We start from the raw sequence: 13,857 nt of genomic DNA on the forward strand, positions 1-13,857 counted from the left end.
AAGTAAAAACAAGATTTGCCAAAGTAAAAGTTTCAATAAGCAGTTGGTTTTAAATTTAATACAAGCTAATTAATAGAAATAAAAAATCCTTCTAAATTTAGAAGGATTTTTTAGTATTAAATTTTAAAAATATTATTTTTTTAGCTCTAATTTTTCTGCAAAATAATCACAAAAATCACGCATAGTAGCACTCATTTTTTGATCATCTGTAGCACGTTCAAATGTATCTGCCATAGATACTAGGGTTTGATGATAAAACTGTTTCATTTCATCTACGGGCATGTCTTTAGTCCAAAGATCCATTCTTAGCGTATCTTTCTTTTTATGATCCCATACAGAAATCATAATAGACTTAGAAGCTTCATTTTCTATACCTCCATCTTTTGCAGTCCAAGAAATTTCTTCAGGCACTTTATTTTCATCTAAACCTACTTTGAATTTTATTTCTGAATTGTGTTTTACTGACATTATTTTTTGGGTTTATATTTAGATTTCTTGAATAAATCTTCGGGTTTTATTTGTATTAATTTTTGCAAAGATACATCATTATGCTTCATATAAGATTTTACAATTTGCCAACCAATCCAAACTCCAATTCTTCCTGGAGAGTTTTTATCAGCTTCTAAATAAAATTTAGAAAAAGGGGCATTGTCTAAAAATCGTTTATTTAATTTTATATCTGTACTGAACAGTAATTTACGTTCAATAAAATACTTCCATACTTGTTCTTCATTTTCAATCACCCAATTTAGCTCATCAATTTGATATCCTATTTTTAATTTGTCTGATATATTTGGTAAATATTTGTCTAATACAAACATTTTTTTTCCTTCATATATCATTTTATTAATGAAACTTCGATCTCTATTTGGCAAAAATTGCGTTTCTATGATTGATTGTGCCACATCAACAATAATATTGTCTTTAGTATTATTTTCTTTAATGTATTTTGGGTAATCAGCATAGAATTTATGTTCTTTACCTAAGTAAACATCCAACGAAATAAACAATAAACTATCTGCATAAATTACTCGACTATCATAATCGATATTAGTTAACATCGTAATAACATTTGGAGCTTTAAAATTTGTATTATAATATTTTATATGTTTAAATAATGACGATATTTGACTCTTTAATTTAGAAATATCCTGAAATACTTTTTGAGTTTCAGTAAATAACTCTTGTTCATCTTTATCGTTAATTTTTGCTATCGCTAAACTATCTGAAAATTGTTTGGGAAATAAATAGGGATATTTTGCTTTTACTTTTGGTAATGTTTTTTTATTTGCAGAGTAAAAATCTAGATCATACCTTTTTATAGAATAATCTATAGTTATATCAGAAACATTAATATGGTCTAATTTTTTATCAGAACAAGAAAAAAACAAGCATAAAACTATGATTACTGTAAAAAAAAATCTCATATTCTTTGTATCTTAGTATCTCAATTTAAGAACGACAAAATTACTAAAATAGTTTATCAATGAATACTGAAAAAGTTGCAAAACACATCATACAATGGTTAAAAGAATATGCTGAAAATGCAAAAGTAAAAGGTTTTGTTGTTGGTGTTTCTGGCGGAATAGATTCGGCTTTAACATCTACATTATGTGCTGAAACTGGATTGCCAACTTTATGTGTAGAAATGCCTATACACCAAGCAGAAAGTCAGGTTTCTAGAGCAGAAGAGCATATAAAACAACTTAAAGAACGTTTTACAAATGTTTCTGATGTTCGAGTTGATTTAACAACAACCTTCGAAACTTTTAAAACTGCTGTACCTACTATTGATGATAAAGCTAAAGTAGATTTATCTTTAGCGAATACTAGAGCTAGACTAAGAATGTCTAGTTTGTATTATTTAGCAGGTATAAATAATTTTTTAGTTGCAGGAACTGGAAATAAAGTAGAGGATTTTGGAGTTGGATTTTACACTAAATATGGTGATGGAGGTGTTGATTTGAGTCCGATTGCAGATTTAATGAAATCTGAAGTATATGAATTAGCAGCATTTTTAGGGGTACCAAATTCTATTCAGAAAGCTCAACCAACAGATGGTTTATTTGGAGATAGTAGAACTGATGAAGATCAACTTGGAGCTTCTTATGATGAATTAGAATGGGCTATGAAAATGCAAGAGAAAGGAAAAACTCTTGATGAATTTGAAGGCAGAAAACAAGAAGTTTACAAGATTTACACAAGATTAAACGCTATTAATCAACATAAGATGCTACCAATACCAGTTTGTGAAATACCAAATGAACTAAAGTAAAACTAATTCTTTTAATACAAGAAAACCCTAATTTTACATGAAATTAGGGTTTTTTTTGTATTATTTTCTTGGTTAGAACTTATAGCAGATTCGCTGCTACCATCATTTTTTTGATTTTCATATATGCTCTTTTCTTTGATCCTTTAGAAATTTCAAAAGGCAATAAAATGAACAGTTGGAAAATTTTTAATAATTGTAAAGTTTTTTTCATAGGTGAGGATTTTTCTTTTCATTTGAGGTTGCAATATATAAAAAAAAAATTTAATCGATAAATTAAACACTAGGTGAAAACACCTGATTTTATAATTTAATAATATTAGACCACTCTATTTAGCTTCTCAAACAGCCTCATTTTTAGGCTTGTATAATTTTTAATAACCTCTAAATCTATTGCTATTGCTTGGTCTTGTGTGGCTTCCTTCATCAATTCATCTATCTTCTCACCAATTAAAATTCGTCTTAAATTAAAGACAGCATCATTAACCGCTTTTTCAAGTACTTCAAGATCACTTGTTACAAAAATATTTTGTCCTTCCCAATCACTCAATTGTCGATTTGGGTTTTCTTTATCCATTAAAATAGAAGTTACAATATTGGCTACATCTGTATCTTTATGGTTGACAAAATCGTTAATATTCAGTTTATCATTTTGATTTAACTGATGAATAATTTCTATATATATGTTTTGAAAAACTTCATTAGAAAACTCTATTTCATCATCTTGTAAATGCAAATAGATTTCTGTAGAAACTTTATTTTGATACTTTCTAGTTTCAATTGTTTCTTTTCCGTCTTCATCAACGTTTGATATTTCTTCTGTAAACTCAACCTCTTCATTACCGTATAAAACTAAAAGTTTTATAATCTCTTTCTCTAAAATAGACAATTGATCTATTTTTTTTGAACTAGTTTGACCACCCTTTACCAATCCCATTTGAGCTTGTTCTTGCTCAGCAAAATATTCTGGAGGTGGTTGGTTTGGGTCTATAATAGGATTTTGAGTTATTTTAGTTCTTTTAGTTGTTTCCTTTTTTAATAATTGAGCCAACTCACTAAATAAAACTCGCTCTGAAATATCCATAATTCGCGCACACTCTTGCACATAAACCTCTCGCTGAATTCCATCTGGTATTTTAGAGATACTGGTAACAATATCACGTATTACACCTGCTTTTTTTATAGGATCATTATCTGAATCTTTTAACAACAATGACACTTTAAAGTTGATAAAATCTTGTGCTGAGTTTTCTAAATACGCTGCTAATTCAGCATCAGAGTTTGCTTTTGCAAAACTATCTGGGTCTTCTCCATCAGGAAACTGAACTACTTTTACGTTCATTCCTTGCTCAAGAATTAAATCAATTCCACGAATAGATGCTCTAATTCCTGCTGCATCACCATCAAATAAAACTGTAATATTTTTTGTTAGGCGATTGATTAATCGAATCTGATCTGATGTTAGTGCTGTACCTGAAGAAGCCACCACATTCTCGATTCGGGATTGATGAAAAGAAATAACATCTGTATAACCCTCAACTAAAAAACAATTGTCCTGTTTCGCAATTTCTTTTTTAGCTTGATAAATTCCATAGAGAATTTTACTCTTGTGGTAAATATCACTTTCTGGAGAATTTAAATATTTGGCTGCTTTTTTATCTGCGGTTAAAATTCGTCCTCCAAAACCTAAAACACGACCAGACATCGAATGTATTGGAAACATTACACGTCCTTTAAAGCGGTCGAATTGTTTATTTTCTTTAACGATTGTTAATCCTGTAGAAGCTAAATATTTTAAATCATAGCCTTTTGCTAATGCTGCTTTTGTGAAATTATCCCACTCATCAATACAATATCCTAAATCAAACTTTTTAATGGTTTCTTCTCTAAAACCACGTTCTTTAAAATAACTTAAACCAATTGCTTTACCTTTATTGGTATTAAGCATTACATCATGAAAATATTCTTTGGCAAAATTAGACACCAAAAACATACTTTCTCTTTCATTCATCTGAGCTTTTTCTTCGTTAGTTTGCTCAGTTTCCTCAATTTCAATATTGTATTTCTTAGCCAACCATCTTAAAGCCTCAGGATAAGTATAGTGTTCATGTTCCATTAAGAATGAAACAGCATTTCCTCCTTTTCCTGTAGAGAAATCTTTCCATATTTGCTTTACTGGAGATACCATAAAAGATGGCGATTTTTCATCCGTAAACGGACTTAAACCTTTAAAGTTGCTCCCTGCTTTTTTAAGTTGTACAAATTCACCAACAACCTCCTCTACTCTTGCAGATTCGAAAACACGGTCTATGGTACTTCTTGATATCATTAGTTTAATTATAAATTTTAAACCCTTCAGGTTTTAAAAACCTGAAGGGTTTTTAAATATTAAAAAGCCTTATTTCTTTTAGTTATTTTTATGCATTACATTTTTAAGTTAGCAATATGCGTTAAGGATTGAAACGACATCCTTTTTTCTTTTTTTGAAAAAAGATATAGTGTAAAGCCTGACCTGAAAGGTAACGCCATAATAAAATTAAGACGCAGCTCTTAACTTTTTTAGTGTTGTATTCGTTAATTTTGCTTCTGCATATTCTTTAGTTACATTAAATTCTTTTTGATCAGAACTTGGTAAATCAAACATTGCATCTGTAAAAATAGCTTCACATAAAGAACGTAAACCTCTTGCACCTAGTTTATATTCTACCGCTTTTCCAACAATATAATTCAGTGCTTCTTCATCAATGGTAAAATCAACTTCATCCATACCAAACAATTTTTTATATTGTTTGATAATTGAATTTTTTGGCTCTGTTAAAATTGCACGTAACGTTTTTGCATCTAATGGATTCATATAACTCAATACTGGTAAACGACCAATAATTTCTGGAATTAATCCAAAAGACTTTAAATCTATAGGTGTAATGTATTGCAATAAGTTATCGTCATCAATTTTATCTTCATCTAATGAAGCTCCAAAACCAACTGCTTGTCTGTTTAAACGTTTGCTGATAATTCTATCAATTCCTGAAAATGCGCCTCCTGCAATGAATAAAATATCTTTGGTATTGACTTCGATAAACTTTTGCTCGGGATGTTTTCTTCCTCCTTTTGGTGCAACATTTACTACTGCTCCTTCTAAAAGTTTTAATAATGCTTGCTGTACTCCTTCTCCAGAAACATCTCTGGTGATGGATGGATTATCACCTTTTCTGGCAATTTTATCTATCTCATCAATAAAAACAATACCTCTTTCTGCTTTTTCTACATCGTAATCTGCGGCTTGTAATAAGCGGCTTAAAATACTTTCTACATCTTCACCAACATAACCTGCTTGAGTTAGTACAGTTGCATCTACAATAGAAAAAGGTACATTTAACATTTTTGCAATTGTTCTTGCTACTAATGTTTTACCTGTTCCTGTTTCTCCAACCAAAACAATGTTTGACTTTTCGATTTCTACATCATCTTCATCATTTTTGTCTTGCAACAATCTCTTATAGTGATTGTAAACGGCAACAGCCATGGCTCTTTTTGTTTCATGCTGACCAATAATGTATTGATCTAAAAAGTCTTTGATTTGAAGCGGTTTCTTAAGCGTTAAATCTTTAGATAAACTATTTGATTTTGCATCAGAAATTTCTTCTTCTACAATTCCGTAAGCTTGCTCAATACATTTATCGCAAATATGTGCATCCATACCTGCAATTAGTAAATCGGTTTCCGCTTTTTTTCGTCCGCAAAACGAACATTCTAAGTTTTCTTCTTTTGACATTTTGATTTGGTTTTTGGTTGGTAGTTAATGATTATTGGAAGAAACCAATAACTAAAAACCAACAACTAACAACTATTACTTTCTTGCTAAAACTTCATCAATCATTCCGTAAGCTTTTGCTTCTTCTGCTTTCATCCAGTAATCTCTATCAGAATCGTTATGTACTTTTTCTATAGTTTGCCCTGAATGGTTTGCAATAATTGCATACAACTCATCTTTTAACTTTAAGATTTCTCTTGCCGTAATTTCGATATCAGAAGCTTGTCCTTGAGCACCACCTAAAGGTTGGTGAATCATAATTCTAGAATGTGGTAACGCAGAACGCTTTCCAGCTTCCCCTGCACACATTAAAACAGCTCCCATTGATGCTGCCATACCTGTACAAATTGTAGCTACATCTGGTTTTATAAACTGCATGGTATCATAAATTCCTAATCCAGCATACACTCCCCCTCCTGGAGAATTGATGTAGATTGAAATGTCTTTGTTTGCATCTACACTTTCTAAAAACAACAACTGCGCTTGAATAATATTAGCTACTTGGTCGTTGATACCTGTTCCTAAAAAGATGATTCTATCCATCATTAAACGAGAGAAAACATCCATTTGAGTGATGTTCATCTGACGTTCTTCCATGATATATGGAGTTAAACTACTTGTTATTTTTGTATAAGAAGTACTACTTATTCCGTGATGTTTTGTTGCGTATTTTTCGAACTCTTTTCCGTAATCCATTTCTGTGATTCTATTTTAGGTTTAATACTGTAAAGATAAGAACTATTACGTTAATATTTTGTTACAGTTATTTGATAAAAAAACCTGAATTAAATAATTCAGGTTTTATATTTAATAAGATATCTCTACTGCGCTCGAAATGATATTTTAACGACTGAGTGAGATAATTAAACAGTCTGAGACTGTTATTTTTATTTGTATACTTCTTTAATAAAATCTTCGTAAGAAACTTCTTTTGTTTTAAATTTCATGTTCTCTTTAAAAAACGTCAATAATTTTTGACTAATTAATTGAGATTGTAATTTTTGAGCTTCTTCTTGATTTTGTAAAATTCTACCAGCAATCTCATCCAATTCTTTTTCTTCTGGATTCATATTACCAAACTGTGCCATTTGTGTTCTGATAAATCCTTTTGCATAGTCTACCAATTCTTGATATTCTAATTTGATGTCATTATCTTTCATAATCTTACTTTCGATCAATTGATAACGCAAACCTTTTTCAGATTTTTCATACTCAGCAGCAGCTTCTTCTGCAGATAATTCTTTTTCTCCTGCAGTAGCCAACCATTTTTGTAAAAATTCTGCTGGTAAATCAAACTTCGTATTCTCAATTAAATACTCTTGAACTGCATTTAATAATTGTTGATCTCCTTGCTGTTGAAATTGCTTTTCGGCATCTTCTTTAATTTTATCTCTTAATTCTGTTACAGTAGATACACTTCCATCAGCAAATAATTTATCAAATAATTCTTTGTCTAAATCTGCTGGTTCTGTTTTTGTAATTTCTTCTACAGTTAAGGTAACAGTAATATCTAAATCGTGAATTACATCATGAGAAACACCTAAGATGTGTTGTAATTTATGATCGTCTTCGAATAATTTCTTAGTATCTAATTCAATTACATCACCAACTTTAGCACCAATAACTTTCTTCTCGTTTTTCTTTCCTTTTAAGTCGTTAACTAAGAAAGTAGATTTTTTGTTGATTTCGTGCGCTTCGTTTACAAACGTTCCTGTAACATTTGCATGTTCTGTAGCTTCATCTAAAGAAGACATTTTACCATAACGTGTTTGTAAATTCTTTACTTCTTCATCAATCAACTCATCAGTTGCAACAATATTATATTGTTTTACTTTATTCTTTCCATTCAAATCAACTTCAAATTCTGGAGCTAAACCTAATTCGAACTCAAAAGAAAAAGTATCTGCATCCCAGTTAAAATTATCTTGAATTCTTGGTAACGGATTTCCTAAAATGTCTAACTTCTCTTCAGTTATAAATTTATTTAAAGAATCTTGTAAAAGCTTGTTTACCTCATCTATCATTACAGATTTACCATATTGTTTTTTAACCATTCCCATCGGTACATGCCCTTTTCTAAAACCAGGAATATCTGCTTTTTTACGATAATCTGTTAATACTTTTGTTACTTTTTCTTGATAGTCATCAGCAACGATATCAACTTTTACAACTGCGTTTAACGCATCTATGTTTTCTTTTGTAATATTCATTTCTTTGTTCTCTTGTTCTTAAAAAAATCGAGTGCAAAATTAATCAATTTTATTGATTTAGCAACTCTTTAAACACTTCTATTTCAGTTATTTTAATGATTTCTTATCTTCTTTTAGCAAAGAAAATAAAGCAGACCTAAAAATTGACAGTAATATGCTGAAAAACAAGGCCGGCCAAAATCCTGAAACTGCAAATCCATCAACTAATTTATCAGCTAACAATATTATACAAGCATTGATTACAAATAAGAACAACCCAAAAGTGACAATAGTTGCTGGTAATGTAAAAAAGATTAAAAGTGGACGTATAAACATATTTAACAATGCAATTACTACTGCTACTATAATTGCAGAAACATAACCTGCTACTGATATACCAGGTAAAATATTAGCTAAAACAATTACCGCTAAAGCCGTTAATAAGATTTTTAAAAAAGTTTTCATTTGTTTAGTTTTAATTTAATATCCTAGTTACCAAAACTATACCAAATAAAATAACCTGCTTTTTTGGCAGAAAAACATCAAGTTTGTTATTTTCTTAATACTATTTATAAATTTTTAACTCCATTATTAAATACTATGATTTAATCCTTAATTTTGCAACCATAAATTATGAGTATCATATCAAAGGACATACAACAAGCCATTCATATTTTAACCAACGAAGAATTGGTGGCAATACCCACAGAAACTGTTTATGGTTTGGCTGGGAATATTTTTAGTGAAAAAGCAATCAATTGTATTTTTTCCACTAAAAAGCGTCCTTTTTTTAATCCGCTGATTGTTCACTTACCATCAGTTGATGCATTGAATAATGTGGTCACTCACATTCCTCCAAAAGCCAAATTATTAGCTGAGGCTTTTTGGCCTGGATCTATGACTTTGGTATTGCCAAAAAATAATAAAATCCCAGATTTAATTACCGCAGGAAAAGAGACTGTTGCTGTTAGAATTCCGAATCATCCTGTAACTTTAGAATTGTTGAAAAATTTACCTTTTCCTTTAGCAGCACCAAGTGCAAATCCTTTTGGAAGTATTAGTCCTACAAAACCAGAACATGTAGAAGATTATTTTAAAAACGACATTAAAATGGTTTTAGATGGTGGTTCTTGTTCAAACGGAATTGAATCTACCATTATTGGTTTTGAAAATGATGAACCCATTATTTATAGATTGGGCGCATTGGCTATAGAAGATATTGAGGATGTTGTGGGTGAAATTTCTATCAAAAACAAAAAAGAAGAAAGCCCTGATGCTCCTGGAATGTTGTCTAAACATTATGCTCCTAAAACACAAACTTTTTTGGTGGATAACATTACTGAAGAAGTAAAAAAACATCAAGGAAAAAAAATAGGTGTTTTGGTATTTCACACCTCTATTAATGACGATTCTATAACAGAAATAATTTTATCTAAAAAAAGTTCTTTTCAAGAAGCAGCATCCAATTTATACAATGCTATGCACGAGTTAGATCATTTACATTTAGATGTGATTATTGCAGAACGTTTTCCTTTACAGGGTTTAGGAAAATCAATTAATGATCGTTTGCAACGTGCTACGTTTAGCGATTCATAAAGCCCAACTATATTGAATCATTTTCAACACTATAAAAATGACATTTCTAGAATTGAACTCCCAAAAAAGTTCACATTCCCTTTTTATTATGAGCCTCACATATTGGCTGAAATTGCAACTCAAGAACTGCAAGCATATTTAGAAACTCAAACAGATTTTAAACATAATTTTGGATTTTCTAATAGTACTGATGAGATGGCAATTGGAAAAATGTTTGGAGTTTTAGTAGTGCAAAATCAACAAAATGAACTTGGTTATTTAGCAGCTTTTTCTGGTAAATTGGCAGATAACAGTTGTCCTGAAAAATTTGTACCTCCTGTATTTAACATCAGAGAAAAAGGAAGTTATTTTTTTAAAGCTGAAGAAGCAATTAATAAAATAAACAAACAACTTTCTGTTTTACTAAATGATGAAACATATATTTTATTAAAAGAAGAGTTTAATCAACTAAAAAGTGATGTAGAAAAAGATTTAGCTCAAGAAAGAAAAAAGTTAAAACGATATAAAAAAGAACGAAAACACAAAAAAGAACATCTTAAATCAGAACTTTCTGATGAAGATTATTCTCATCTATGTCAAAAATTAGAACAAGAAAGTTTTAACAATCAGTTTTATATTAAAGAGCTTCAAGAATATTATCAAGATAAAATTGCTAAAAAAGAAAAAGAATTCTTTCTTTTTGAAGATCAAATTATTGCCTTAAAAAAGTTACGGAAAGAAAAATCGAATGCATTACAAAAATTTGTATTCACCAATTTCTCTTTTTTAAATCAGCAAAAAGAAACTAAAAGTTTATTAGCCATTTTTGATGAAAAAGAAGAAGTTCCTCCTGCTGGTTCTGGCGAATGTGCTGCTCCAAAATTATTACAATATGCATTTGCTAATGATTTAAAACCAATTTGTATGGCAGAATTTTGGTGGGGAATATCACCAAATTCTGAAGTTCGAAAACATAAAAACTTTTATCCAGCTTGTCAAAGTAGATGTAAACCTATTTTGGGTCATATGTTGCAAAATGTAGAAATGGATGAAAATCTCTTAGAAAAATCATCGTTAGAAAAAGAAATCAAAGTTGTTTATGAAGATGATGTTTTATTGGTGATTCATAAACCTCATGAATTTTTAACAGTAGCAGGAAAAAACATTCAAGACTCCGTTTACACTCGTATTTCAAAACTATACCCAGAAGCAACTGGTCCTTTAATTGTGCATCGTTTAGACATGTCTACATCTGGAATTCTATTGCTTACAAAAACCAAAGAAGCCAATAAAGTTTTACAAAGTCAGTTTATCAAAAGAACCGTAAAAAAACGATATGTTGCAGTTTTAGATGGTATAATTAAAGAAAATTCAGGTAAAATTGAACTTCCGCTAAGAGTAGATTTAGATGACAGACCCAGACAATTGGTTTGTTACGAACACGGAAAACGTGCAGAAACTTTATGGGAAGTTATAGAAAGAACAGCAAATACCACTAGAGTTCATTTTTATCCGATTACTGGTAGAACACATCAGTTACGAGTTCATGCAGCGCATAAAAATGGCTTAAATCTTCCTATTATTGGTGATGATTTGTATGGGAAAAAAGCAGATAGATTGCATTTGCATGCAGAATTTATTGAGTTTTTACATCCATCAACTTTAGAAAAAATGAGCTTTACAATTCCTGCTGATTTTTAGAAAAAGGAAAAACCGATTCCTAAAGAAACACTATCTAATCTATTGTTTTCGAAACCTATAATTCCTTTTCTGTGAAAATCTAATCTTACAATGGTATTCCATCTTTCATATCCTGCAATTTGAGTTCCCAATCCAAATCGATAATAATTTCCATCAGGATAATTTGCTGATGGGCGCCACATTTTACCATAGCTTACCTCTGTAAAAAAAGCATCATCATCATCTTCTGTAATATTAAATCGTAAACTAAAATAGGTTGGAAAGGCACTAACAGCGTAATTCCAGTGATAATCAAAACCACCATTAACACTAATGGCAACTCTTCTTCTAAACTCATACCCAAACCCTAATCTAAAAAAAATTGCAGTGGGAATTAAAAAAGGTTCTCCATCATCAGGATCTAAAGTATAATGTTCGTTGACCGCAAAAGTTAAATTTGAAGAGCCTGTAAAAAATGGTCTACCTAATGATTCTTGCGAATATAGTTTGACCGACAAAAGGAGCATTGTACTGAATAGTAATACTTTTTTCATAAAATAATTTTGGTTATTTCTTGTTTAGCAAAAACTATTCCAAGTATTTGTTATAATAAATATTTCTTTTAAAACGAAAAAAGTCTCCAATGATTGGAGACTTTTTTATTTATATTTAGAATTAGTTTACAACAAATAATCTGTACTAATAAAATTAGACGCTTTTTTATCTAACAATTCTTCTAAAATAGCATTGTTATACTCTGTGTCTTTAGAAGCTACAAAAGTTCGAATAGAAAAAGAACGTAAGGCATCGTGTACACTTAAGGTACCCACTGCAGAATCTTTTCTTCCCGTAAACGGATAAACATCTGGCCCACGTTGTGCAGCACTGTTTAAGTTTACTCTACACACTAAGTTTACTAAAGTATCTATTAACGGTGCTAAGGTTCTTACTTCGCTACCAAAAACACTTACTTGTTGTCCGTAATTAGATTCTGCCATGTCATCTAAAGGCTCTTGAATATTTTTAAACGAAACTACAGGAATTACTGGTCCAAATTGTTCTTCTTCATACACTCTCATATCCTTTGAAACTGGATATAATACAGCAGGAAAAATATAATTATCTGTTGTTTCTCCCCCTTTTTTATTGATGATTGCTGCACCTTTTTCTTTGGCATCATCAATCAATTCTTGAATATAAGCTGGTTTTCCTGGTTCTGGTAATGGGGTTAATTTTACACCATCATCCCAAGGATTCCCAAATTTTAATGCATCTATTCTTTCTGCAAATCGTTTGTTGAATTTATCTACAATATGTTCGTGTACGTACAATACTTTTAATGCTGTACAACGTTGTCCGTTAAAAGAAGTTGACCCAGTAATACACTCGTTAATTGCCAAATCTAAGTCTGCATCTGGCAATACAATTCCAGGGTTTTTAGCTTCTAAACCTAAAACTAAACGCAACCTGTTTTTATAAGGATGATTTGCTTGAATTGCATTGGCAGATTTACTGTTTCCAATTAACGCCAACACGTCTACTTTACCCGTTTTCATAATTGGCGTTGCCAATACTCTACCTCTACCGTAAATAACATTTACCACACCTTCTGGAAAAGAATTTTGAAATGCCTCCATTAATGGTGACAGTAATAAAACCCCATGTTTTGCAGGTTTAAAAATAGCTGTATTCCCCATAATTAAAGCAGGAATCAATAAGGCAAAAGTTTCATTTAAAGGATAATTGTATGGTCCTAAACACAACACAACTCCTAAAGGTCCACGTCTAACATGTGCGTAAACTCCGCTATTTTTTTGAAACTTTGCAGAATTTCTATCCATTTGCTTGTAATCCTCAATGGTATCGTAAATGTATTCTACAGTTCTATCGAACTCTTTTTCTGAATCTGGCAACGATTTTCCAATTTCCCACATCAATAATTTAACTACCTCATCTCGTTTGGTCTTCATTTGCTCTGCAAATTCTTCCATACAACCAATTCTATCTGCAACTCGCATTGTTGGCCATAAACCTTGTCCTTTGTCATAGGCTCTGTAAGCAGAATTTAATGCTTCTATAGCCTCATATGCTGTTAAATTAGGAACTGTTCCTAATAAAGTGGGTTGATATTCTTTAGTTGATGAAATTGAAGAATATACTTCTGCCATTTCGCCTTTCCACTCTTTTAGTTCACCTCCAATCAAATAAGTTGTTTGGTGTTTTAACTCGGTGATTTTATATTGATCTGGAATTTGTTTAAATTGTTTCTTCATAAATTGGTATTTCTCAATCAGAGTTAAAAAACTAATCTAATTGAATTTATTTAA

The 13,857-nt window shown here is 30.7% G+C and carries 12 protein-coding genes; 3 read left to right on the plus strand and 9 right to left on the minus strand.

Translation table 11 applies throughout. From position 1 onward, the window contains the following. Window positions 1-132: 132 nt before the first annotated feature. Window positions 133-468: a gliding motility protein GldC gene (gldC, locus tag FP421_RS00725; protein ID WP_159946601.1), complete on the minus strand. Its 336-nt coding sequence runs from the start codon at window positions 466-468 to the stop codon at window positions 133-135. Continuing rightward, entirely contained in the window at window positions 468-1,427 is a 960-nt protein-coding gene (gene gldB, locus FP421_RS00730) for a gliding motility lipoprotein GldB (protein ID WP_159946603.1), read from the minus strand. The genes gldC and gldB overlap by 1 nt, the downstream gene beginning before the upstream one ends. 59 nt (window positions 1,428-1,486) lie before the next feature. Here gldB and nadE point away from each other — a divergent pair, with 59 nt between their 5' ends. After that, window positions 1,487-2,275, plus strand: coding sequence for an NAD(+) synthase (nadE, locus tag FP421_RS00735; RefSeq protein ID WP_159946605.1), 789 nt, complete (start codon window positions 1,487-1,489; stop codon window positions 2,273-2,275). A 316-nt stretch (window positions 2,276-2,591) separates the two neighbouring features. Here the strand turns inward: nadE and dnaG are convergent, their stop codons facing one another. The 5 genes from dnaG to FP421_RS00760 all read right to left on the minus strand — a co-directional run bounded on the left by dnaG (window position 2,592) and on the right by FP421_RS00760 (window position 8,740). Then, window positions 2,592-4,601, minus strand: a complete 2,010-nt coding sequence (dnaG, locus tag FP421_RS00740; protein ID WP_159946607.1) for a DNA primase — start codon at window positions 4,599-4,601, stop codon at window positions 2,592-2,594. A 207-nt stretch (window positions 4,602-4,808) separates the two neighbouring features. Then, the gene (gene clpX / locus FP421_RS00745) at window positions 4,809-6,047 is read right to left on the minus strand and encodes an ATP-dependent Clp protease ATP-binding subunit ClpX (RefSeq protein ID WP_159946609.1); all 1,239 of its coding nucleotides are present in this window, start codon (window positions 6,045-6,047) and stop codon (window positions 4,809-4,811) included. A gap of 75 nt (window positions 6,048-6,122) precedes the next feature. Next, window positions 6,123-6,782: an ATP-dependent Clp endopeptidase proteolytic subunit ClpP gene (gene clpP / locus FP421_RS00750; protein ID WP_159946611.1), complete on the minus strand. Its 660-nt coding sequence runs from the start codon at window positions 6,780-6,782 to the stop codon at window positions 6,123-6,125. Between the two features lie 191 nt (window positions 6,783-6,973). After that, window positions 6,974-8,296, minus strand: coding sequence for a trigger factor (gene tig, locus FP421_RS00755; protein ID WP_159946613.1), 1,323 nt, complete (start codon window positions 8,294-8,296; stop codon window positions 6,974-6,976). A gap of 87 nt (window positions 8,297-8,383) precedes the next feature. Beyond that, window positions 8,384-8,740: a phage holin family protein gene (locus tag FP421_RS00760; protein ID WP_159946615.1), complete on the minus strand. Its 357-nt coding sequence runs from the start codon at window positions 8,738-8,740 to the stop codon at window positions 8,384-8,386. Between the two features lie 168 nt (window positions 8,741-8,908). Here FP421_RS00760 and FP421_RS00765 point away from each other — a divergent pair, with 168 nt between their 5' ends. Continuing rightward, window positions 8,909-9,871, plus strand: a complete 963-nt coding sequence (locus FP421_RS00765; protein WP_159946617.1) for an L-threonylcarbamoyladenylate synthase — start codon at window positions 8,909-8,911, stop codon at window positions 9,869-9,871. A gap of 12 nt (window positions 9,872-9,883) precedes the next feature. After that, window positions 9,884-11,551, plus strand: coding sequence for an RluA family pseudouridine synthase (locus FP421_RS00770; RefSeq protein ID WP_159946619.1), 1,668 nt, complete (start codon window positions 9,884-9,886; stop codon window positions 11,549-11,551). Here FP421_RS00770 and FP421_RS00775 read toward each other — a convergent pair. Both FP421_RS00775 and FP421_RS00780 read right to left on the minus strand, forming a co-directional pair. Continuing rightward, a complete protein-coding gene (locus FP421_RS00775) occupies window positions 11,548-12,084 on the minus strand; it encodes a hypothetical protein (protein WP_159946621.1) in 537 nt (178 codons plus the stop codon). The genes FP421_RS00770 and FP421_RS00775 overlap by 4 nt on opposite strands. A 126-nt stretch (window positions 12,085-12,210) precedes the next feature. Then, the gene (locus FP421_RS00780) at window positions 12,211-13,803 is read right to left on the minus strand and encodes an NADP-dependent glyceraldehyde-3-phosphate dehydrogenase (RefSeq protein WP_159946623.1); all 1,593 of its coding nucleotides are present in this window, start codon (window positions 13,801-13,803) and stop codon (window positions 12,211-12,213) included. Window positions 13,804-13,857 lie beyond the last annotated feature (54 nt).

The sequence above is a fragment of the Polaribacter septentrionalilitoris genome (assembly GCF_009832745.1).
Classification (GTDB): Bacteria; Bacteroidota; Bacteroidia; order Flavobacteriales; family Flavobacteriaceae; genus Polaribacter; species Polaribacter septentrionalilitoris.